This window comes from Streptomyces sp. CA-243310 (genome assembly GCF_050936775.1).
Taxonomy (GTDB): Bacteria; Actinomycetota; Actinomycetes; order Streptomycetales; family Streptomycetaceae; genus Streptomyces.
Genome location: NZ_JBNJMF010000001.1, coordinates 234,195 through 255,725 on the forward strand (window position 1 = coordinate 234,195; position 21,531 = coordinate 255,725).

The window sequence follows — 21,531 nt, forward strand, 5'->3', positions numbered from 1 at the left end:
CTCCTCAGTACGCCAGCGAGCGGTCGACGGCGTCGAGCACCCTGTCCAGGCCCGGCAGGTACTCGTCCTCCAGGCGGGCCGGCGGGTAAGGGGCGTGGAATCCGCCCACGCGCAGCACCGGCGCCTCCAGGTGGTAGAAGCACCGCTCCGTGATGCGGGCGGCGATCTCCGAGCCCACGCCGAGGAACACCGGCGCCTCGTGGACGACCACGAGCCGGCGGGTCCGCTCCACCGAGGCCTGCAGTCCGTCGAAGTCGATCGGGGACATCGAGCGCAGGTCCACGACCTCGACCGACTTGCCCTCCTCGGCCGCGGCGGCCGCCGCCTCCAGGCAGACCTTCACCATGGGGCCGTAGGCCGCCAGGGTGAGGTCCGTGCCCTCGCGCGCCACCCGGGACCCGTGCAGGGCGTCCGGGATGGCCTCGACGTCGACCTCGCCCTTGTCCCAGTAGCGCCGCTTCGGCTCGAAGAAGATCACCGGGTCGTCGCTGAGGATGGCCTGCTGGAGCATCCAGTAGGCGTCGCTCGCGTTCGAGGGCGAGACCACCTTCAGGCCGGGGACGTGCGCGAACAGCGTCTCCGGGGACTCGCTGTGGTGCTCGACCGCGCCGATGCCGCCCGCGTACGGGATGCGGATGACGACCGGCATCTTGATCGTGCCGAGCGACCGCGCGTGCATCTTCGCGAGCTGCGTCACGATCTGGTCGTACGCCGGGAAGACGAACCCGTCGAACTGGATCTCGACGACCGGTCGGTAGCCGCGCAGGGCCAGGCCGATCGCGGTGCCGACGATGCCCGACTCGGCGAGCGGGGTGTCGATGACCCGCTCCTCGCCGAAGTCCTTCTGGAGTCCGTCGGTGATGCGGAAGACGCCGCCGAGCTTGCCGACGTCCTCACCCATGATCAGGACCTTGGGGTCCGTCTCCAGGGCCTTGCGCAGCGAATCGTTGAGCGCCTTCGCGATGGTCAGCTTCTGAACGGCCATGGCGGTCACTCCCCACCTTCGAAGGACGCGAGGTACGCGGCGAACTGGGCGCGCTCCTCGTCGACGAGCGCGTGCCCGTCCGCGTAGACGTTCTCGAAGATCGCCATCGTGTCCGGGTCGGGCATGGCGCGCACGACCTCGCGCACCCGCTTGCCCAGGGTCTCGCTCTCGACTTCCAGCTGCTCGAAGAACGCCTCGTCGGCGCCGCCCGTGGCGAGGAGGTGGGCCTTCAGGCGCAGGATCGGGTCCTTCGCCTCCCAGGCCGCGGTCTCCTCGTCGCGCCGGTACTTCGTCGGGTCGTCGGAGGTGGTGTGCGCGCCCATGCGGTAGGTGAACGCCTCGACGAGGGTCGGGCCCTCTCCGCGGCGGGCCCGCTCCAGCGCCCATCGGGTGACCGCGAGACAGGCCAGGACGTCGTTGCCGTCCACCCGGACGCCCGGGAAGCCGAAGCCCTGGGCGCGCTGGTAGAGCGGTACGCGCATCTGGCGCTCGGTCGGCTCGGAGATCGCCCACTGGTTGTTCTGGCAGAAGAACACCACGGGGGAGTTGTAGACGGCCGAGAAGGTGAACGCCTCGGCCACGTCGCCCTGGCTGGACGCGCCGTCGCCGAAGTAGGCGATGACGGCCGAGTCGGCGCCGTCCTTGGCCACACCCATGGCGTAACCGGTCGCGTGCAGGGTCTGCGAGCCGATGACGATCGTGTACAGGTGGAAGTTGTTGATCTTCGGGTCCCAGCCACCGTGGTTCACACCGCGGAACATGCCGAGCAGGTTGGTCGGGTCGACGCCACGACACCAGGCCACACCGTGCTCGCGGTAGGTCGGGAAGACGTAGTCGTCGTCGCGCAGCGCGCGCCCGGAACCGATCTGCGCGGCCTCCTGGCCGAGCAGCGAGGCCCACAGGCCCAGCTCGCCCTGACGCTGCAGGGCGGTCGCCTCGCCGTCGAAGCGGCGGGTGAGGACCATGTCGCGGTACAGATCGCGCAGGTCCTCGGTGGTGATGTCGGCGACGAAAGGAGCGAACTCGGCGATGTCGGGGTTGTCCGCGACCTCGACCCGTTCTCCCTCGGGCGTCAGCAGTTGTACGAGCTGAGGCTCGGCGTCGTGCGGCTGTGCGGTGGCAGCGGCGGTCTTGCGGGCGCCGGCTGCGCCTGCTGCCCGCTTGGTGCCACTGCTGCGTCGCGGCTTGCGCGCGGCAGTGCTCTCCACGGTCACGTGTGCTCCTCCGTCGGTCCGGCACCCGGGTTCTCCGGGGTCCAGTGCGGCTCACCTGTATCTGTACCCGAGCACGGGGTGGGTGCGCGGAACGTACGGGATTCAGGCGTGACAGGTGCCCCGGCGAGTGCCCTGCGCAATGCACGTTACCCAGTGCCCCGCATAACTGCGAAACCCCGTTTGACCTGCGATTTTGCTTGGATATCCAAGTAAATCGGCGACTTCGGGAACAACCACTGGTCACAGCCTTGCAGGGGGCCGGAACAACGGCACGTTATCCCGGGTAACTCCCCCAGGGAAGGGGTTCAAGGGTGATCACTGATGGAGGAACGCCGCAGCTCCCGAACGGGCGGACCCGATCGCCAACCCTCCGTACCCGCAATCGCACACAAAGACGAACGCCCGGACGGGCAAGAAGGGTCGAACGGCTGCACCGGACGATAACGGCGAGTATGTGAACGAGTGTGTGAAGATGAGTTTGTGCGCGAAGACGGAAAAATCAAGGTATTTCTCCTGGACGACCACGAGGTGGTCCGTCGGGGCGTCCATGAACTCTTGTCGGTCGAAGACGACATCGAGATCGTCGGGGAAGCCGGTACGGCCGCCGACGCACTCGTCCGCATCCCGGCCACCCGTCCCGACGTGGCCGTTCTCGACGTCCGCCTCCCGGACGGCAGCGGCGTGGAGGTCTGCCGCGAGGTCCGCTCCCAGAACGAGGACATCAAGTGCCTGATGCTGACCTCGTTCGCCGACGACGAGGCGCTGTTCGACGCGATCATGGCGGGCGCCTCGGGCTACGTCCTGAAGGCGATCCGCGGGAATGAGCTGCTCAGCGCCGTCCGGGACGTCGCGGCCGGCAAGTCCCTGCTGGACCCGGTGGCGACCGCCCGGGTGCTGGAGCGGCTGCGCGACGGCAAGCACGGCAAGGGCGACGACCGCCTCTCCCACCTCACCGAGCAGGAACGCAAGATCCTGGACCTGATCGGCGAGGGTCTGACCAACCGCGTCATCGGCGAGCGGCTGCACCTGGCGGAGAAGACGATCAAGAACTACGTCTCCAGCCTGTTGTCGAAGCTCGGCATGGAACGCCGCTCCCAGGCCGCCGCGTTCGTGGCCCGCCTCCAGGCCGAAAAGCGCGCCTAGGCCGGCTGAAAAGGGGTTGCGGACGTGTCGATTCGGGACCAACGTCCCTGATCAACGGGGCGGGATCCCCTTTCCCGCCCAGGTGTCGGAGGCGGACAGTGGATCACATGTCCCCTGAGGAACTCCACGCCATCGAACTGCTGCGCCGGGTGCCGTACGGCCGAGTGGCCACCAGCATGCGCGCGCTGCCCTTCCTCGCCCTCGCCCGCCACATCGTGGTGGACGGCGGGGTCGTGCTGAGAATGCACGCCGGGTTCGGCCACCACCAGGCGTGCAACGGCAGCGTGGTCTCGTACGGCGCGGACAACTTCAATTCCGGGGACCGACGCCTGTGGTCGGTCCAGTTCACCGGCACCGCGGAACTCGTCGAACCGACCAACGCGGAACTGGAACTCTTCGGTCCGGGTCCGCATTTCGTCGACGGAGCCGTTTTCGACCCCGTCTACATGCGCATCGCACCGCGCCTCGTCACCGCGCACACCCTGGCCGGAAGCCACGCGCGCGACCGGGAGTACCAACAAGCGCTCTGACCGGCCGGCACGCGCAGGGCCCGGCCGGCACGCGCACGGGAAAGGGCCCGACGGAAATGGATTCCGTCGGGCCCTTTCGTCACGAGGTTTACGGCAGGGTGCCGTCGTCGCCGCCACCACCGCCGGGGCCTCCCGGGCCTCCGGTCTCGGGCGACGGGTCCGTCGGTGGCTTCGAAGAGGTCGACGGCTTGGACGACGACGGCTCGGTGCTCGGCGTCGGCTTCTCCGAGAACGAGGGCGAAGGCGAGCTCGACGGCGCGCTGTGGCTCGGCGAGACCCTGGTCCGGCTCGGCGAGGGCCTGTACGTCTCCTCGTCGTCGCTGTCGTTCGTGCGCGGAGTGTCCGGGGACTGCGCGGAGGGGGAGTCCGCCGGCGTCTCCGCGGAGCTGGCCGGGGTCTTCGGCGAACTCTGCGTGGTGCCGGGGGACTTCTTCTCGTTGCCCGAACCGCCGTTGCCGCCCACGGTCTTCACCGCGTACGCGACACCGCCGGCGATGGCCAGCACCGCGAGCAGCGCGAAGACCACCATCTTCCAGCGGCCTCCGCCGGCGCCCTGGCCGCCGTGACCGCCCTGGCCTCCGTGACCGTTCCCGTTGCCGTTCCTGCCGTTGCCGTATCCGCCGCCGCCCGGGAAGGCCGACCCGTCGTCGGGGTTGAGCGGGGGCACCATCGGCTGCTGGAACTGCGAGGTCGTGGCGTGCTGCGGGTACTGCTGACCACCCGTGCCACCCTGCGGCATCGCCGTGGTGGGGTTGGATCCGGGCTGCCCGTGCGGCAGCGTCATGGTGACGGGGCCGGTGTTCCAGGTGCCGGTGTTCGGCCCCTGGTCGTGGAGCATCTGGAGGGCGTACTGGACGAGCCCGCGCATCTCCTCGGCCGACTGGAAACGGTCGTCCGGGTCCTTGGCCAGCGAGCGCATGACCAGGCCGTCGAGCTCCTGCGGGATGTGATGACCCTCCGGCAGGTGCGACGGCGGGATCGGCGCGTCCTGGACGTGCTGGTAGACCACCGACAGCGGCGTCTCGCCCGTGAAGGGGGGCCGCAGCGCCAGGAGTTCGTACAGCAGACAGCCGGTGGCGTACAGGTCGCTGCGGTGGTCCACGGCCTTGCCGAGGGCCTGTTCGGGAGACAGGTACTGCGGGGTGCCCATGACCATGCCGGTCTGGGTCATCGTCGACTGCACGCCGTGCAGGGCGCGGGCGATGCCGAAGTCCATCACCTTGACCGCACCGGTGTCGGTGATGATCACGTTGGCGGGCTTGATGTCGCGGTGCACGATGCCGTGCTGGTGGGAGTAGGCCAGGGCCTCCAGCACGCCCGCGACGATGATGAGCGCCTGATCGGGGCCCGGGGCCTCGGCGCTGATCAGCAGGTCGCGGATGGTGCGGCCCTCGACCAGCTCCATCACGATGTAGGGGACGACGTTCGGTCCGACCCGGTCCTCGCCCGAGTCGTACACGGCGACGACCGCGTGGTGGTTCAGCCCGGCGACCGACTGTGCCTCACGCGTGAAACGGGCCTTGGAGACGGGGTCCTCGGCGAGGTCGGCGCGCAGCAGCTTCACCGCGACGGTGCGTCCGAGCCGGACGTCCTCGGCGGCGAAGACCTCCGCCATGCCACCGCGGCCCAGGCGGTGGGTCAGCCGATATCGGCCTTCGCCCACCAGGCCGCCTGCGCCCCAATGCTCAGGATCCTCGGCCATCCCGGCGCCGTTTCCCTCGGGTTCGGGTGCCATCAGTCCTCGCCGTCGTCTCTCTCGGGCCGCAACTCAGCGGTGTCCTCTTGGGGTGCTGCGACGAACGCTACAGCCTCCGAACCGTTCACCGTTCGGACAATGGCTCGCGGTGGCCTTGTGGTCACGGAACGGGCACCTGGCTTGACGTGTGCTTGCCCTCCGGCAGACTGGCTGCCACATGCGCTCTGCCAGACGCGTCAGGACACCGCCCGAGGGGAAGCAACAGTCATGAGCCAGGACGGCACACAGGGCCGGTACGCAGGCGGCTCCCTGGCCGGTGGCCGTTACCAGCTAAGGGACTTGCTCGGCGAAGGCGGCATGGCGTCCGTCTACCTGGCGTACGACTCGGCCCTCGACCGACAGGTCGCCATCAAGACACTGCACAGCGAACTGGGGCGCGAGGCGTCCTTCCGCGAGCGGTTCCGCCGCGAGGCGCAGGCTGTAGCGAAACTGTCGCACACGAACATCGTCTCGGTATTCGACACGGGTGAGGGCGAGCTCGACGGCGCGCTGATGCCGTACATCGTCATGGAGTACGTCGAGGGGCAGCCGCTCGGCTCCGCGCTCCAGGCGGACATCGCGCAGTACGGCGCGATGCCGGCCGACAAGGCGCTCAAGGTCACCTCCGACGTGCTCGCGGCGCTCGAAACCAGCCACGAGATGGGACTGGTCCACCGCGACATCAAGCCCGGCAACGTGATGATGACCAAGCGCGGCGTGGTCAAGGTCATGGACTTCGGCATCGCCCGCGCCATGCAGTCGGGCGTCACCTCGATGACGCAGACCGGTATGGTCGTCGGCACCCCGCAGTACCTGTCGCCCGAGCAGGCGCTGGGCCGCGGTGTGGATGCCCGGTCCGACCTGTACTCCGTCGGCATCATGCTGTTCCAGCTGCTGACGGGTCGGATCCCCTTCGACGCCGACTCGCCGCTGGCCATCGCGTACGCCCACGTGCAGGAGGAGCCGGTCGCCCCGTCCTCCATCAACCGGTCGGTGACGCCGGCCATGGACGCGCTGGTGGCGCGGGCCCTGAAGAAGAACCCGAACGAGCGCTTCCCGACCGCGGCGGCCATGCGCGACGAGATCGACCGCGTGATGGCGGCCGGTCGCACGGGCGCCCCGGTGATCGTGCCCGGCGCGGCCTCGGGCGGCAACGGGGCGGGCGTGAGCTCGGCCGTGTTCCCGCCGGTGGACTCCGGGTTCCAGGCGCCGCCGCAGTCGGTGCAGCAGCCGTACCAGCCGCCGCACACCCCGGCGCCGTCCCCGTACGCGCCGCAGGCACCGGCGCAGGCCGGATACGCGTACCCGCCCCAGCAGCAGCACGCCCCGCATCAGTACGCCCCGCAGACCCCGCCGCCGTTCACCATCTCGCCCAACCCGAACCAGAACCCGGCCCCGGGGGGCGTGGGCGGCGGGTCGAAGAAGAACACGGGCGTGATCGTCGGCTCGATCGTGGTGGCGCTGGTGGCCATCGGCGGGCTGATCGCCGTGCTCAACCTGGGCGGCGGCGACAAGGACAAGGACGTCGCGTCGCCTTCCTCCTCGACTTCGGCGTCCGGTTCCACGCGCCCGGGCTACCGGGGGCCGGACCTTTCCCGGACGATCGACGCGGAGAAGTGCAAGAGCCCGTCGAAGGCCTACGACGACGCCAAGAAGGTCAACGCCCCCGACTTCCGGTACAAGAACATCCGCTCGGTGAAGGACTGCATCCAGGCCGCGGGCTGGAAGATCAAGGAAGAGCCCCGCGACGAGGCCGTCTACGGTGACGGCACCGTGGTCGACCAGTTGCCCTCCGCCGGCGAGAAGATCGACCCGAAGGACACCACCTTCACCCTCCGCGTCTCCACCGGGAACCCGGAGTAGGACGGAGCGGGGCGCGGGGGGACGACGGCCGGGGGCGGTTGCCGACCGCCCCTCCCCTTCATCGTGTCGTTCGCGTGCATCGTGTCGTTCGCGCCCTTCTTGCTCTTTCGTGGAAGCGGCATCCCGTACACGGTGTACGAGATGCCGCTTTTGTCCGTTTATGTAAACCTGAGCGCGTGACTCACGCCCGCGCCCCGCGCTGGACGGCCGGCGCCGCACTGACGGCCGCCGCGCTGCTGGTCGCGGCGCCGGCGCACGCCCAGGGCCCCGCCTCCGCGGCCCCCTCCGTCCGCTCCCTCGCCCGCGCGTTCGTCCCCGCCCTCGCCGCCGCGACCACGGCCACCGATCCGGCGTCGGTCGTACCCGAAGAGGCCTACGAGGAACTGGCCGGCAGCGCCGCCGGCTCCGGGCGGGAGCGCCCCGGGCGCCCCGTGGCGGAGCCGGCCGGCCCCATGACCGTGCCGGTCACCCGCCCACTGCGACCCGAGCGGCCCGAGCGGCCCGCATGGCCCGAGCGGCCGGAGCACCCGGAGCACCCCGGTCTGCGGGACGGAGCCGCGAAACGGCCCGGATCGGCGGAACGGCCCGCGCGACCCGAACGGCCGGGGCTGCGGGAGCGGCCGGGATTGCGGGAGCGGCCGGAGCCCCGGGAGCGGACGCGGCCCCCCCTGGCGCACGCACGGCCGCAGGCGTCGGAACTGCCCGTTCCCTCCCGTCGCGAATCGGTGACGAAGCCGACCCCCGAGCCGACCGGCAGCTCCGCGGTCGAGGCGATGGGCACCGGACCCAACGAACGGGCGGCCGATCTGGCCGCCCACCTGCTGCCGCTCGGCACCGGGTTCGCCCTGATGGGACTGGGTCTGGGCTTCATGGGAGTACGGCTGCGCCGGGGACGCTGACCGGCCGCCCGCGTGGCACTCGGGACGGAGGCCGCCCCGCGCGTCCCTCCTGCGGAGTCCGTCCACAGACGGTTGCGCGCCCGGGCATACCCGGTATACATACTGAGTATGTCGATCCGCCACGGGCTTCTCGCCCTGCTCGAAAGGGGTCCTCGGTACGGCTCTCAGCTGCGTACCGAGTTCGAATCCCGCACCGGGTCCACCTGGCCCCTCAACGTCGGGCAGGTGTACACCACCCTCGCCCGCCTGGAGCGCGACGGGCTCGTCGCCCCCGGCGGCGAGGACCCCGCCGGGCACACCCTGTACGCCATCACCGACTCCGGCCGCGCCGAACTCCACGAGTGGTACGAGCGCCCCGTGGACCGCGCCAACCCGCCCCGGGACGAACTGTCCATCAAGCTCGCCATGGCCGTCGGCGCCCCCGGCGTGGACATCCGCTCCGTCATCCAGTCCCAGCGGCACGCCACGATCAGGGCGATGCAGGACTACACCCGGCTCAAGGCGCAGGCGCTCACCGCGATCGAGAGCGGCACCTCCCACGAACGCGACGACATCGCCTGGCTGCTGGTGCTGGAACAGCTGATCTTCCAGACCGAGGCCGAGGCCCGCTGGCTCGACCACTGCGAAGCCCGGCTCGTCCGGCTCTCCCTGCCGGCCGACCGGAGAGCCGCACCCGATCCGCCCCAGGCCGCCCCGACCGCATCCGGCGCCGAAGCGACGACCGCCACCGCAGCCGGCGGCGCCACCGACCTCCCCTCCACCGCCCGCGCGCGGCGGAGTTGAACGAACCGTCCCAGGGGGACCCTTCCATGCCTGACCAGCAGTCACAGAACGCCGTACTCCAGCTGGACAAACTCGTCCGCACGCACGGCAGCGGTGCCACGGAGGTGCACGCCCTGCGCGGCATCGACCTCGCCGTGTACCCCGGCGAACTCGTCGCCGTCATGGGCCCGTCGGGGTCCGGCAAGTCCACCCTGCTCACCCTCGCCGGCGGGCTCGACACCCCCAGCAGCGGCCGGGTGATCGTGGAGGGCACCGACATCACCACCGCGAGCCGCAAGCAGCTCGCCGCGCTGCGCCGCCGCAGCATCGGCTACGTCTTCCAGGACTACAACCTGATCCCGGCCCTCACCGCCGCCGAGAACGTGGCGCTGCCCCGCGAACTCGACGGGATATCGGCCCGCAAGGCCCGCGCCTCCGCCCTGGCGGCGCTGGAGGAGATGGGCCTGGGACAGCTCGCCGACCGCTTCCCCGACGAGATGTCCGGCGGACAGCAGCAGCGCGTGGCCATCGCCCGCGCCCTCGTCGGCGACCGCCGCCTGGTCCTCGCCGACGAGCCCACCGGCGCCCTCGACTCGGAGACCGGGGAATCCGTGCTGGCCCTGCTGCGCTCGCGCTGCGACGCGGGCGCGGCCGGAATCCTCGTCACCCACGAGCCCCGGTTCGCCGCGTGGGCTGACCGGGTCGTCTTCCTGCGCGACGGCAGCGTCGTCGACGAGACCCTGCGCAGCCACGCCGACTCCCTGCTCTCCGGGCGGGCGGCCGGCCTGTGACCACCCCGCTCCACACCTGGTACCACTCCTGGATCGCCGCGATCCGGATCGCCCGCCGCGACGCCTGGCGCGCGAAGGGGCGCAGTGCCCTCGTCCTCGCGATGATCGCGCTGCCGATCGTCGGGGTGAGCGCCGTCGACCTCACCACCCGCAGCGCCACGCTCGGCGTGAACGAGACGATGTCCCGTCGGATCGGCACCGCCGACGCCCTGCTGTCGGCCTCGGGCATGGGCGTACCCGTGTACCAGCGGCCGAACGGCGACTACTCCGCCCCCGTCGGCGGCTACTCGTCCTGGGACCCCTCCGCGCGCGACAAAGCCGAGGACTCCCTCCCCTCCACCCTCCCGCCGGGTGCGCGGTCCGTGAAGGACAGCAAGGGGCACGCCAAGGTCCGCACCACGCACGGCCTGCTGGACGTCAGCCTGCGCGAGCTGGACACCGCCGACCCGCTCGTCAAGGGCATGCTCACCCTCAAGCGGGGTCGGCTCCCCGCCGCGGCGGGCGAGATCATCGCCACCGACGCCTTCCTGAAGGACTCCGGGTTCTTCGTCGGCTCCCAGGTCACCGCGCGCGGTTCGTCCCGCGCCCTGCGGATCGTGGGAGCGTACGAACTCCCCTCCGCCCTGAAGGAGCTGGAGGTCACGGCCCGGCCCGGGACCCTGCTCACCCCGCTCGACAAGGAACTCCGGGCCGGCGGCACCGAAGGGGTGTCGGTCGACGACACCTACCTCGTGAAGGTCGGCGGCGAAGGTTTCACGTGGAACATGGTGAAGGCCGCGAACGCCAAGAGCGTCCTCGTGGTCTCCCGCGCCGTCAACCTGAACCCGCCCGCCGATTCCGACGTCCCGCTGTACGAGCAGGAGAAGGAACAGGGCCAGTTCGACGGGTCGTCGGGCATGCGCACCGTCGAGATGACCATCCTGGCCACCGTCGTCGGCCTCGCGATGCTGGAGATCTGCCTGCTCGCCGGCCCCGCGTTCGCGGTCGGCGCCCGGCGCTCGCGCCGCCAACTCGGCCTGGTCGGAGCCAACGGCGGCGACCGCCGCCACATCCGCGCCATCGTCCTCTCCGGCGGCCTGGTCATCGGTGCGGCGTCCGCCGTCATCGGCCTCGCCCTCGGCGGCGCGCTCACCCTCGGTCTCCGGCCGGTCCTGGAGGAGTACCTGGGGCTGCGCTGGGGCGGCTTCGAGGTCCGTCCCCTGGAACTCCTCGGCATCGCGCTGCTCGCCGTGATCACCGGCCTGCTCGCCTCGATCGTCCCGGCGATCACCGCCTCCCGGCAGACCGTGCTGGCCTCGCTGACCGGCCGTCGGGGGGTCCGCAAGGCCAACCGGGTCCTGCCGTTCATCGGGCTGGTGGCCATCGCGGCCGGCGCCGCCATCGCGCTCTACGGAGCCGTCTCCAACGCCGGGACCGCAGTCGTCGGGGGCGGCAGCGCCCTCGCCGAGCTGGGCGTGGTCGCCCTCACCCCGACCCTCGTCGGCCTGTTCGGGCGGCTCGGGCGGTGGCTGCCGCTGTCGCCGCGGCTCGCCCTGCGCGACGCCGTGCGCAACCGGGGGCGTACGGCCCCCGCCGTCGCGGCGGTCCTGGCCGCCGTCGCCGGCACCGTGGCGGTGGCCACGTACGAGTACAGCAGCGACGTGCAGGCCCGCCACGAGTACGTCGCGAACATGCCGGCCGGCGCCGGCGTGCTGGCGAGCAACGAGAACGACCGGTACCGGGACGTGCCCGCCGTCCGCGACGCGCTCGCGAAGGAGTTCTCGTTGGCGGTCCGGGCGGACGTGGACCGGATCGTCGTCGGGAAGCCGACGTGCGACTCGTACTCGGTGGAACCGGGCTGCGGCCGGGCGGAGATCGTCACGCCCAAGGAGAACCGCTGCCCGCTCTACGCGTCGAGGAACTCCTACGACTCCTTCACTCCCGCGCAGCGGCGTGAGCTGTCCCAGGACTGGCGGTGCAAGCAGAGCAACTACCAGCAGCACTTCCAACTGGTCGTCGCCGACGAGAAGCTGATGAAGGTCTTCGGAGTGACCGACCCCGGCGCCGCGACCGCGCTCAAGGCCGGAAAGCCCGTCGTTTTCGACAAGCGCTTCGTCAAGGACGGCAGGCTCACCCTCGTCATCGTGACCGAGGAGCCCAAGGGCATGGATCCCGACGAGGAGCCGAAGGGCGTCGAGAAGGTCATGCCGGTCCACCAGGCGACCGATCCCGACGCGGGCTACGGACTCGGCGTGGTCTTCCCCGCGAGTGCCGTGAAGGCGGCCGGGCTCACCACCGCGCCGGCCGGCTCCTATTTCACCCTCGACGGCAAGCCCGGCAGCACGCAGCGTCAGAAGCTGGACAGCCGCATCGACCAGATCGGCCTGGATGCCTCGGTCTCGATCGAGGAGGGTTACAAGAGCCGGGACACCCTGCCCATGCTCGCCCTCACCATCTTCGCCGGTCTCGTCACCATCGGCGCGGCGGGCATCGCCACGGGCCTCGCCCAGGCCGACGCCGAGGCCGACCTGAAGACGCTGGCCGCCGTCGGCGCCCCGCCGCGGGTGCGGCGGACGCTGAGCGGCTTCCAGTGCGGTGTGGTGGCCCTGATGGGCGTGGTCCTGGGCTCCGCCGCCGGACTGTTGCCGGCGGTCGGGCTGCGACTCACCGAGCGGGAGACCGCGAAGCGGCTCCTGGAGGAGTCCGGCGTCACCGACGGCCTGTACGTCCCGATCGCGGTGCCGTGGGAGACCCTGGCCGGACTGCTGGTCGTGGTCCCGCTGGGCGCGGCCCTGCTGGCCGCGATCGTCACGAAGTCGAGCGGCGCCCTGGCCCGCCGGGCGGCGGGCTGACGCCGGATCTCCCGGGGCGCCCGTGACACGGGTGACCAGGGTGACCGCTCGGTGACGTACGAGTGACGACGGGGTCATCGTGTGCCCCCGTACAGGTTGGATCACGCCTGTACGGGGGCACACCGTGTGAGAACGAAGGTGTGCGAGAGAATGACGGCATGGAGATGCCGAGGAGTGAACGGTCGCAGGACAGCCCCCCGCACGTCCTGATCGTGGGACAGGACGGGATGGCGGTCGGCGGCGCCGATGACGAGTCGCGCGAGGTCCCGGTGACGGAGATGGTCGAACAACCCGCCAAGGTCATGCGGATCGGCAGCATGATCAAGCAACTCCTGGAAGAGGTTCGTGCCGCACCTCTCGACGAGGCGAGCCGTGTCCGGCTCAAGGACATCCACGCAGCGTCGGTGAAGGAACTCGAAGACGGCCTGGCTCCCGAGCTGGTCGAGGAACTCGAACGGCTGTCCCTGCCGTTCACCGAGGAGGCGATCCCCTCCGAGGCGGAACTGCGGATCGCACAGGCGCAGTTGGTGGGCTGGTTGGAAGGTCTCTTCCACGGGATCCAGACGGCCCTGTTCGCGCAACAGATGGCGGCGCGGGCACAGTTGGAGCAGATGCGGCGGGCCCTGCCTCCGGGTGCCTCGCACGAGGACGACGACGACGAGGGTCCGCACGGCGCGGTCCGCTCGGGCCCGTACCTGTAGCCCGATCCCGGACACCCCGCCCGTCTCCGGACCCCCACACCCCGGCGGAGCCCCGGCTCCTCCGGGGTGACGCATGTCCGGGGCGGGCGTCGCGCGGCGACCGCCCGGGCGGTTCCTCACAGCGGCGCGGCAAGCGGCCGGTAACCGGGGGAACCCTCGCGCAACACGGCCCCCTCATACTCAGAGGCATGAGCTACGACGCGATCGTCCTCGCAGGCGGCGCCGCGCGGCGACTCGGCGGAGCCGACAAGCCCGCCCTGCACGTCGGCGGCCGGGCCCTGCTCGACCGGGTGCTCGACGCCTGCGTCGACGCGGACGCCACCGTCGTCGTCGGCGGGACCCGCGCCACCTCCCGCCCCGTGCGCTGGACCCGCGAGGACCCGCCGGGCGGCGGACCGGTGGCCGCGCTGGACGCCGGGCTGCGGGAGACGACCGCGGCGCGGGTGCTCGTGCTCTCCGCCGACCTGCCGTTCCTGGACCGCGCCACCGTACGGTCCCTGCTGGACGCGCCCGGCCCCGACGGGGCGATGCTGCGGGATCCGGACGGTCGGGACCAACCCCTCGTCGCCTCCTACCGTACGGAGCCGCTCCGTGCGGGGCTCGCCCGGTTGGCCGCCGCGCACGGTGACTTGGCGGGCCTCCCCCTGCGCGAACTCACCGCCCGACTCGACGTGGCGACCGTCACCGCCACTGCGCCACTCGCCTCCTTCGACTGCGACACCTGGGACGATCTCGCGGCCGCCCGGGCCCGGATCAGAGAGCATGGGACCGTGCTGGATCAATGGATCACCGCCGTCAAGAACGAGCTGGGCATCGACGTGGACGTCGACACCGAGGCCCTGCTCGACCTCGCCCGTGACGCCGCCCACGGCGTCGCCCGGCCCGCCGCCCCGCTGACCACCTTCCTCATCGGCTACGCCGCCGCCCGGGCCGAGGCCGCCGGAGCGGACCCGGCCCGGGCCGTCGCCGAGGCCTCCCGCAAGGCGGCCGACCTGGCGCTGCGCTGGGCGGCGGAAACCCCCGAGAAGAACACCGAGGCCGGCTCCGGATGACCCGTACCGACGCCGAGCGCGTTCCGGCCGAAGCCGCCGCCCCGGGCCCCGAGGGGTCTCCCGGCTCCTCCGCCGACCAGGCCCTCGACGAGGCCCTGGCCCTCGTCTCGCGCGCCCCGGACGGTGGCGGGCACCGCGCCGCGCCCTGGCTCCGGGCCCGGGAGGCGGCCGTCCGGGCCGGTTCCGGCGTGCGGGCCCGCTCGCACCGGGTCCCGCTCCCCGACGCCCTCGGCGAGGTGCTGACCGGGCCCCTCGACGCCCTCACCGACCTGCCGTCCTTCGACACCTCGGCCATGGACGGCTGGGCGGTCGCCGGCCCCGGCCCGTGGACCGTCCGGGACGGCGGGGTACTGGCCGGCGCGGACCGGCCCGAACCCCTCGCGGACGGCGAGGCCGTACGGATCGCCACCGGGGCCCGGATCCCCGCCGACACCACCGCCGTGATCCGCTCCGAGCACTCCCGCGAAGCCGGCTCCCACCTGTTCGCCGAACGGCCCGTCGCCACCGGCCAGGACATCCGCCCGCGCGGCCAGGAGTGCCGCTCCGGCGACCTGCTGCTGCCCGCCGGCTCCCTGGTCACCCCGGCGGTGCTCGGTCTGGCGGCGGCCGCGGGGTACGACGAACTGGAGACCCGGCCCCGGCCGCGCGTGGAGATCCTGGTGCTCGGCGACGAGTTGCTGACCGAGGGCCTCCCGCACGACGGCCTGATCCGCGACGCCCTGAGCCCCATGCTCGGCCCGTGGCTCACCCGACTCGGCGCCGAGGTCGTCGGAACACGGCGGCTCGGCGACGACCCCGCCGGGGCCGAGGCCCTGTTCGAGGCCGTCACCACCTCCGACGCCGACCTCGTCGTCACCACCGGCGGCACCGCCTCCGGCCCCGTCGACCACGTGCGTCCCGTGCTGCGGCGCGCGGGGGCCGAACTCCTCGTCGACGGGGTCGCCGTGCGTCCCGGGCATCCGATGCTGCTGGCCCGGCTCGGGGACCGGACCGCCGGCCGCCACCTGGTGGGGCTTCCCGGGAACCCGCTCGCCGCCGTGTCCGGGCTGCTGACCCTGGCCGAACCACTGCTGCGGGCCCTCGCGGGGCGCCGGCAACGCCCCCGGTACACGGTCGCGGTCGAGGGGGACGTACCCGGGCACCCGTACGACACCCGTCTCGTCCCGGTGCTGCTGACCGACGAGCACGCGGTGCCGCTGCGCTACCACGGCCCCGCGATGCTCCGGGGGGTGGCTGCCGCCGACGCGCTGGCCGTCGTACCGATCGGCGGCGCGCGGTCCGGGCAGGAACTCGAAGTACTCGATCTGCCGTGGGCAGCGGGGGGATGTTTCACGTGAAACTGCACGGCCAGGACGCCATGGCCCGGGGCGCGGACGAGAAGCTCGTCTCCCGGCGCATCAAACTGCCCAAACGGGAAGTCGAGAAGCCCCTGCGACAGGTCACCCGACGCCTGTTGATGGCCCTGTTCGTGATGTGCCTGACCGTCCTGATCGTGTGGCTCGACCGGGGCGGTTACCACGACAACGCCGACGACAGCATCGACCTGCTCGACTGCGTCTACTACGCGACCGTCACCCTGTCGACGACCGGATACGGCGACATCGTCCCGTACAGCGCCAGCGCGCGGCTGCTCAACGTCCTGCTGATCACGCCGCTGCGGGTGCTGTTCCTGATCATCCTCGTCGGCACCACCCTGGAAGTCCTCACCGAGCGGACCAGGGAAGAATGGCGGCTGAACCGCTGGAGGAAGAACTTGCGTGACCACACGGTCGTGATCGGCTTCGGCACGAAGGGGCGCTCGGCCCTGCAGACGCTGCTGGCCACCGGCCTCCACAAGGAGCAGGTCGTCGTCGTCGACCCGAGCGCCAAGGTGGTCGACATCGCCAACGCGGAGGGGCTCACGGGCGTCGTGGGCGACGCCACCCGCTCCGACGTGCTGCTCCGCGCCGAGGTGCAGAAGGCCCGCCAGATCGTCATCGCCACGCAGCGGGACGACACGGCCGTCCTGGTGACGCTGACCGCGCGTCAACTCAACCGCGGCGCGAAGATCGTCGCGGCGGTGCGGGAAGAGGAGAACGCCCCGCTGCTGCGCCAGTCGGGCGCGGACGCGGTGATCACGAGCGCGAGCGCGGCGGGCCGGTTGCTGGGCCTGTCGGTGCTCAGTCCCAGCGCCGGCACCGTCATGGAGGACCTGATCCAGCAGGGCAGCGGCCTGGACCTGATCGAGCGGCCCGTCCGGAAGCCGGAGGTCGGCAAGTCGGTCCGGGAGACCGAGGACCTCGTGGTGAGCGTGCTGCGCGGCCACCGGCTGCTGGCGTACGACGACCCGCACGCCAGCCCGCTCCAGTCCACGGACCGCGTCATCACCATCGTCCGCGCGGTGCCGCCGCACACGCCGCCGGCCACCCTGGGGCCCGCGGAGTAGCCGGGTTGCCGGCCGGCGGGGAGCGGGTCGCGTAGCCTCCGGGCCATGCATGCGATCACCATCGAGCAGCCCGGCGGCCCCGAGGCCCTGGTCTGGACCGACGTACCCGATCCGGTGGCGGGCGAGGGCGAGGTGCTCGTCGAGGTCGCGGCGAGCGCCGTGAACCGCGCGGACGTCCTCCAGCGGCAGGGGTTCTACGATCCCCCGCCCGGCGCGTCCCGGTACCCGGGGCTGGAGTGCTCCGGTCGGATCACCGCCATCGGGCCGGGAGTGTCCGGTTGGTCGGTCGGCGACGAGGTGTGCGCCCTGCTGGCCGGCGGCGGCTACGCGGAGCGGGTGGCCGTCCCGGCGGGACAGTTGCTGCCGGTGCCCGACGGCCTGGACCCGGTGACGGCGGCGGCGCTGCCGGAGGTGGTCACGACGGTGTGGTCGAACGTGTTCATGGTGGCGGGGCTGCGCCCCGGCGAGACCCTCCTCGTGCACGGCGGCTCCAGCGGGATCGGCACCATGGCGATCCAGTTGGGCAAGGCGATCGGCGCGCGGGTGGCGGTGACGGCGGGCGGCAAGGAAAAGCTGGCGCGCTGCGCGGAGTTGGGCGCGGACATCCTGATCGACTACCGCGAGCAGGACTTCGTCGAGGAGCTGCGGTCCGCGACGGACGGGGCCGGGGCGGACGTGATCCTGGACATCATGGGCGCGAAGTACCTGGCGCGGAACCTGGACGCCCTGGCCGTCAACGGCCGGCTGGCGATCATCGGGCTCCAGGGCGGGGTGAAGGCCGAGGTGAACCTGGGCGCGCTGCTGGCGAAGCGGGCGGCGATCACCGCGACCTCACTGCGGGCCCGGCCGCTGGAGGAGAAGGCGGCGATCGTCGCGGCGGTACGAGAACACGTGTGGCCTCTGGTGACGGCGGGGCGGGTGCGCCCCGTGGTCCACGCGGCCTACCCGATGCGGGACGCCGCCGAGGCGCACCGCGTCCTGGAATCCAGCGCGCACGTCGGCAAGCTGCTGCTCACCACGGCCTGAGCCCCTCGGCCGATCCCGTGTCCGTCCCGGGGCCGCGTACGGCGGCCCCGGGACGGCGGGGTGCTACAGCGAGCGCAGCAGGACGGCGGGCGACTCGACGCAGTCGGCCACGTACCGCAGGAAGCCGCCGGCCGTGCCCCCGTCGCAGACCCGGTGGTCGAACGTCAGCGACAGCTGTACGACCTGACGGACGGCCAGCTCCCCCCGGTACACCCACGGCTTCGGGATGATCCGGCCCACCCCCAGCATCGCCGCCTCCGGGTGGTTGATGATCGGCGTGGAGCCGTCCACCCCGAACACCCCGTAGTTGTTGAGGGTGAACGTCCCGCCCGTGAGGTCGGACGGGGTCAGCTTCCCGGCCCGCGCCAGCTCCGTCAGTCGCCCGAACTCCGCCGACAGCGTCTCGGGGTTGCGGGTCTGCGCGTCCCGGACCACCGGGACGACCAGGCCGCGTTCCGTCTGCGCGGCGAAGCCGAGGTGCACCGACGACAGCCGGACGATCTCCTTCGCCGCCAGGTCCACGGTGGAGTTGAGTTCCGGGTACTTGGCCAGGGCGGCCGTGCAGATCCGGGCCAGCAGCGCCAGTACCGAGATCTTGGGGCCGCCCGCGGCGTTCATCGCGGTCCGCGCGGCCATCAGTTCGGTGGCGTCCGCGTCGACCCAGCAGGTGGCCTCGGGGATCTCCCGCCGGCTGCGCGAGAGCTTCTCGGCGACGGCCCCCCGTACGCCCTTGAGCGGGATCCGCACCTCGCCTGCGACGGCGGCGACGGGGACCGGCTCGGGGGCGGCCGGCTCGGCCGTCGACTGCGGCGCCCGCAGGGCCGCCTCGACGTCCGCGCGCAGGATCAGGCCCTCGGGCCCGGACCCGCTGAGCGCCCGCAGATCGAGCCCGTTGTCCCGGGCCAGCTTGCGCACCAGGGGCGAGATCACCGGAACCGGCCCGACCGCCACGGCGACCGGGGCGGAAGCGACCGCGGCGACCCGGGCGGCTGCCGGGGCACGGGCGGGAGCGAGGGTGGAGCCGGCCGCCACGGGGGCGACCGCGGCGACCGGATGCGACCCGGACGCCGCCGGGCGGACCCGCCGGCGACGCGCCGGACGCGAGTGGTCCGTGCCGTAGCCGACGAGCACGTTCCCGGAACCGGAGGAGGCCGGCGCGGCGCTCTCCGTCGGCTCCGTGCCCGCTCCCACCGCCACGGTGATCAGCGGGGCTCCCACCGGCAGCTCGGTCCCCTCCTCCCCGAACCGGGCGGTGACCACACCGCCGTAGGGGCAGGGGACCTCGACCATCGCCTTGGCCGTCTCCACCTCGACCACCGGCTGGTCGATCTCGACGACGTCGCCGACCGCCACCAGCCAGCGGACGATCTCCGCCTCGGTCAGTCCCTCGCCGAGGTCCGGCAGCTTGAACTCCAGTACCTGCGGCATCAGTTCTCCCACTGCAGGCGGGCCACGGTGTCCAGGATCCGGTCCACGCCGGGCAGGTGGTGCTTCTCCAGCATCGGCGGCGGGTACGGGATGTCGAACCCGGTCACCCGCAGCACCGGCGCCTCCAGGTGGTGGAAGCAGCGCTCCGTCACGCGGGCGACGATCTCCGCGCCCGGTCCGCCGAAGCCGCCGGCCTCGTGGACCACCACCGCACGCCCGGTGCGTCGCACCGAGGCGACGACCGTCTCCTCGTCGAACGGGACCAGCGAGCGCAGGTCCACGACCTCCAGGTCCCAGCCCTCCTCGCGGGCCGCCTCGGCGGCCTCCAGGCACACCGGCAGGGAGGGGCCGTAGGTGATCAGCGTCGCGCTCGTGCCCGCCCTGCGGACCAGCGCCTTGCCGATGCCGGGCACGGCCGCCGGGGCCTCGGCCGACCAGTCGGCCTTCGACCAGTACAACCGCTTCGGCTCCAGGAAGATCACCGGGTCGTCGCTCGCGATGGACGCGCGCAGCAGCCCGTACGCGTCCTCCACGGTCGCCGGGGTGACCACGGTCAGGCCGGGGGTGGCGACGTAGTACGCCTCGGAGGAGTCGCAGTGGTGCTCGACACCGCCGATCCCGCCGCCGTACGGCACCCGGATGGTGATCGGCAGCGGCATGGCGCCGCGCGTGCGGTTGCGCATCTTCGCGACGTGCGAGATCAGTTGCTCGAAGGCCGGGTACGCGAACGCGTCGAACTGCATCTCCACGACCGGCCGCAGCCCGTACATGGCCATGCCCACGGCGGCGCCGAGGATGCCGGCCTCCGCCAGCGGGGTGTCCGTGCACCGGTCGTCGCCGAACTCCTTCGCGAGCCCGTCGGTGATCCGGAAGACCCCGCCGAGCGTGCCGACGTCCTCGCCCATCACGTGGACGGTCGGGTCCTCGGCCATCGCGTCGCGCATCGCCCGGCCCAGGGCCTGGGCCATGGTCGCCGGCTTGGCGACGGGCTTGGCCGCGGTGGTGGTCGTCATCACTCGTTCCCCGCTTCGAGTTCGGCGCGCAGCATCTCGGCCTGTTCGCGCAGCCGGTCGGTCTGCTCCTCGTAGACGTGCGCGAAGAGGTCCATCGGGTCGAGCACCGGGTCGGCGTTCATCCCGTCGCGCAGCGCCGCCGCCATCGCGTCGGCCGCGTCCTTGGCCACCTGTATGCCCTCCGCGTCCAGCAGGCCGCGCGCGGTCAGTTCGCGCTCCAGCAGGGCCACCGGGTCGTGCGCCTTCCAGGCCTCCACCTCGGCGTCCGAGCGGTAGCGGGTGGCGTCGTCGGCGTTGGTGTGTGCCTCCATGCGGTACGTGACGGCCTCGATCATGGTGGGGCCGCCGCCCGAGCGGGCCCGCCGCACCGCCTCGGACAGCACCTCGTGCATCGCGGCGATGTCGTTGCCGTCGACCAGCCGGCCCGGCATCCCGTACCCGACGGCCTTGTGGGCCAGGGTCGGGGCGGCGGTCTGCTTGGCGAGCGGGACGGATATCGCGAAGCCGTTGTTCTGCACGAGGAAGACGACCGGCGCCTGCCAGACGGCGGCGAAGTTCATCGCCTCGTGGAAGTCGCCCTCGCTGGTGCCGCCGTCGCCGACCATGGCGAGCGCGACCACGTCGTCCCCGCGCAGCCGGGCGGCGTGTGCCAGGCCGACCGCGTGCGGGAGCTGGGTGGCGAGCGGGGTGGAGAGCGGGGCGATCCGGTGCTCGCGCGGGTCGTACCCGGTGTGCCAGTCGCCGCGCAGGAGCGTCAGGGCCTGTACGGGGTCCAGCCCGCGCGCCACGGCGGCGAGGGTGTCGCGGTAGCTCGGGAAGAGCCAGTCGCGCTCCTCCAGGACCATCGCGGCGGCGATCTCGCAGGCCTCCTGGCCGACGGTCGAGGGGTACACGGCGAGCCGGCCCTGCTTGGTGAGCGCGGTGGCCTGGGCGTTGTAGCGGCGGCCTCGCACGAGCTCGGCGTAGCACCGGCGCATCAGCTCGGGGTCGAGCCCGTCGGCGGCCGGGGTGCCCAGCACCCGGTACGGCTCGGGGTCCGGGAGCAGCGGGGCGGCATCCGTACGGGGACTCCAGGCGGGCGGCGTGAAACGGTGGGACGCACCGGCACCGGGCAGCTCTTGGACCGTCATGGC

General features: G+C 72.2%; 18 protein-coding genes. 12 read left to right on the top strand and 6 right to left on the bottom strand.

Annotation, left to right across the window (positions count from 1 at the left end):
- Nucleotides 1-4: 4 nt before the first annotated feature.
- Both ACQEVM_RS01125 and pdhA (ACQEVM_RS01130) read right to left on the bottom strand, forming a co-directional pair.
- Entirely contained in the window at nt 5-985 is a 981-nt protein-coding gene (locus ACQEVM_RS01125; protein WP_433073615.1) for an alpha-ketoacid dehydrogenase subunit beta, read from the bottom strand.
- A 5-nt stretch (nt 986-990) separates the two neighbouring features.
- Entirely contained in the window at nt 991-2,199 is a 1,209-nt protein-coding gene (gene pdhA, locus ACQEVM_RS01130) for a pyruvate dehydrogenase (acetyl-transferring) E1 component subunit alpha (protein WP_433073618.1), read from the bottom strand.
- Between the two features lie 480 nt (nt 2,200-2,679).
- Here pdhA (ACQEVM_RS01130) and ACQEVM_RS01135 point away from each other — a divergent pair, with 480 nt between their 5' ends.
- Together ACQEVM_RS01135 and ACQEVM_RS01140 are read left to right on the top strand one after the other, a co-directional pair.
- The gene (locus ACQEVM_RS01135) at nt 2,680-3,342 is read left to right on the top strand and encodes a response regulator (protein ID WP_433073621.1); all 663 of its coding nucleotides are present in this window, start codon (nt 2,680-2,682) and stop codon (nt 3,340-3,342) included.
- A 107-nt stretch (nt 3,343-3,449) separates the two neighbouring features.
- On the top strand, nt 3,450-3,872 hold the full coding sequence (locus ACQEVM_RS01140) for a pyridoxamine 5'-phosphate oxidase family protein (RefSeq protein WP_433073624.1): 423 nt from the start codon (nt 3,450-3,452) through the stop codon (nt 3,870-3,872).
- 88 nt (nt 3,873-3,960) lie between these two features.
- On the opposite strand, the gene ACQEVM_RS01145 is transcribed toward ACQEVM_RS01140, so the two are convergent.
- On the bottom strand, nt 3,961-5,607 hold the full coding sequence (locus ACQEVM_RS01145; protein ID WP_433073627.1) for a protein kinase domain-containing protein: 1,647 nt from the start codon (nt 5,605-5,607) through the stop codon (nt 3,961-3,963).
- Between the two features lie 228 nt (nt 5,608-5,835).
- Here ACQEVM_RS01145 and ACQEVM_RS01150 point away from each other — a divergent pair, with 228 nt between their 5' ends.
- From ACQEVM_RS01150 to ACQEVM_RS01195, 10 genes are all read left to right on the top strand, one after another.
- The gene (locus ACQEVM_RS01150; protein WP_433073630.1) at nt 5,836-7,470 is read left to right on the top strand and encodes a protein kinase domain-containing protein; all 1,635 of its coding nucleotides are present in this window, start codon (nt 5,836-5,838) and stop codon (nt 7,468-7,470) included.
- A gap of 176 nt (nt 7,471-7,646) precedes the next feature.
- Nucleotides 7,647-8,369, top strand: coding sequence for a hypothetical protein (locus tag ACQEVM_RS01155; protein ID WP_433073633.1), 723 nt, complete (start codon nt 7,647-7,649; stop codon nt 8,367-8,369).
- A 108-nt stretch (nt 8,370-8,477) separates the two neighbouring features.
- Nucleotides 8,478-9,152: a PadR family transcriptional regulator gene (locus ACQEVM_RS01160; RefSeq protein ID WP_433073636.1), complete on the top strand. Its 675-nt coding sequence runs from the start codon at nt 8,478-8,480 to the stop codon at nt 9,150-9,152.
- A gap of 26 nt (nt 9,153-9,178) precedes the next feature.
- Nucleotides 9,179-9,922: an ABC transporter ATP-binding protein gene (locus ACQEVM_RS01165; protein ID WP_351372318.1), complete on the top strand. Its 744-nt coding sequence runs from the start codon at nt 9,179-9,181 to the stop codon at nt 9,920-9,922.
- 101 nt (nt 9,923-10,023) lie between these two features.
- A complete protein-coding gene (locus tag ACQEVM_RS01170; RefSeq protein ID WP_433079742.1) occupies nt 10,024-12,753 on the top strand; it encodes an FtsX-like permease family protein in 2,730 nt (909 codons plus the stop codon).
- Nucleotides 12,754-12,911: 158 nt separating this feature from the next.
- Nucleotides 12,912-13,454, top strand: coding sequence for a bacterial proteasome activator family protein (locus ACQEVM_RS01175; RefSeq protein WP_433073640.1), 543 nt, complete (start codon nt 12,912-12,914; stop codon nt 13,452-13,454).
- Nucleotides 13,455-13,642: 188 nt separating this feature from the next.
- On the top strand, nt 13,643-14,506 hold the full coding sequence (locus ACQEVM_RS01180; protein ID WP_433073643.1) for an NTP transferase domain-containing protein: 864 nt from the start codon (nt 13,643-13,645) through the stop codon (nt 14,504-14,506).
- A complete protein-coding gene (locus tag ACQEVM_RS01185; protein ID WP_433073646.1) occupies nt 14,503-15,843 on the top strand; it encodes a molybdopterin molybdotransferase MoeA in 1,341 nt (446 codons plus the stop codon). The genes ACQEVM_RS01180 and ACQEVM_RS01185 overlap by 4 nt, the downstream gene beginning before the upstream one ends.
- Entirely contained in the window at nt 15,831-16,931 is a 1,101-nt protein-coding gene (locus tag ACQEVM_RS01190) for a potassium channel family protein (RefSeq protein ID WP_433073649.1), read from the top strand. Before ACQEVM_RS01185 ends, ACQEVM_RS01190 begins: the two co-directional genes overlap by 13 nt.
- Before the next feature lie 45 nt (nt 16,932-16,976).
- Nucleotides 16,977-17,957 (top strand): NAD(P)H-quinone oxidoreductase, encoded by a 981-nt coding sequence (locus ACQEVM_RS01195; protein ID WP_433073652.1) that lies wholly within the window; start codon nt 16,977-16,979, stop codon nt 17,955-17,957.
- A 63-nt stretch (nt 17,958-18,020) separates the two neighbouring features.
- On the opposite strand, the gene ACQEVM_RS01200 is transcribed toward ACQEVM_RS01195, so the two are convergent.
- From ACQEVM_RS01200 to pdhA (ACQEVM_RS01210), 3 genes are read right to left on the bottom strand one after another with little or no spacing between them, the layout of a single operon-like run.
- On the bottom strand, nt 18,021-19,385 hold the full coding sequence (locus ACQEVM_RS01200; RefSeq protein ID WP_433073655.1) for a dihydrolipoamide acetyltransferase family protein: 1,365 nt from the start codon (nt 19,383-19,385) through the stop codon (nt 18,021-18,023).
- Nucleotides 19,385-20,398: an alpha-ketoacid dehydrogenase subunit beta gene (locus tag ACQEVM_RS01205; RefSeq protein WP_433073658.1), complete on the bottom strand. Its 1,014-nt coding sequence runs from the start codon at nt 20,396-20,398 to the stop codon at nt 19,385-19,387. Before ACQEVM_RS01205 ends, ACQEVM_RS01200 begins: the two co-directional genes overlap by 1 nt.
- Nucleotides 20,398-21,528, bottom strand: a complete 1,131-nt coding sequence (gene pdhA / locus ACQEVM_RS01210; protein ID WP_267801868.1) for a pyruvate dehydrogenase (acetyl-transferring) E1 component subunit alpha — start codon at nt 21,526-21,528, stop codon at nt 20,398-20,400. Before pdhA (ACQEVM_RS01210) ends, ACQEVM_RS01205 begins: the two co-directional genes overlap by 1 nt.
- Between the last annotated feature and the right edge of the window lie 3 nt (nt 21,529-21,531).

Coding starts and splice junctions, on each gene's coding strand:
- ACQEVM_RS01125 (WP_433073615.1), bottom strand. CDS start 985: ATGGCCGTTCAGAAGCTGACCATCGCGAAGGCGCTCAACGATTCGCTG.
- ACQEVM_RS01140 (WP_433073624.1), top strand. CDS start 3,450: ATGTCCCCTGAGGAACTCCACGCCATCGAACTGCTGCGCCGGGTGCCG.
- ACQEVM_RS01145 (WP_433073627.1), bottom strand. CDS start 5,607: ATGGCACCCGAACCCGAGGGAAACGGCGCCGGGATGGCCGAGGATCCT.
- ACQEVM_RS01150 (WP_433073630.1), top strand. CDS start 5,836: ATGAGCCAGGACGGCACACAGGGCCGGTACGCAGGCGGCTCCCTGGCC.
- ACQEVM_RS01160 (WP_433073636.1), top strand. CDS start 8,478: ATGTCGATCCGCCACGGGCTTCTCGCCCTGCTCGAAAGGGGTCCTCGG.
- ACQEVM_RS01165 (WP_351372318.1), top strand. CDS start 9,179: ATGCCTGACCAGCAGTCACAGAACGCCGTACTCCAGCTGGACAAACTC.
- ACQEVM_RS01170 (WP_433079742.1), top strand. CDS start 10,024: ATGATCGCGCTGCCGATCGTCGGGGTGAGCGCCGTCGACCTCACCACC.
- ACQEVM_RS01175 (WP_433073640.1), top strand. CDS start 12,912: ATGGAGATGCCGAGGAGTGAACGGTCGCAGGACAGCCCCCCGCACGTC.
- ACQEVM_RS01180 (WP_433073643.1), top strand. CDS start 13,643: ATGAGCTACGACGCGATCGTCCTCGCAGGCGGCGCCGCGCGGCGACTC.
- ACQEVM_RS01185 (WP_433073646.1), top strand. CDS start 14,503: ATGACCCGTACCGACGCCGAGCGCGTTCCGGCCGAAGCCGCCGCCCCG.
- ACQEVM_RS01190 (WP_433073649.1), top strand. CDS start 15,831: ATGTTTCACGTGAAACTGCACGGCCAGGACGCCATGGCCCGGGGCGCG.
- ACQEVM_RS01195 (WP_433073652.1), top strand. CDS start 16,977: ATGCATGCGATCACCATCGAGCAGCCCGGCGGCCCCGAGGCCCTGGTC.
- ACQEVM_RS01200 (WP_433073655.1), bottom strand. CDS start 19,385: ATGCCGCAGGTACTGGAGTTCAAGCTGCCGGACCTCGGCGAGGGACTG.
- ACQEVM_RS01205 (WP_433073658.1), bottom strand. CDS start 20,398: ATGACGACCACCACCGCGGCCAAGCCCGTCGCCAAGCCGGCGACCATG.
- pdhA (WP_267801868.1), bottom strand. CDS start 21,528: ATGACGGTCCAAGAGCTGCCCGGTGCCGGTGCGTCCCACCGTTTCACG.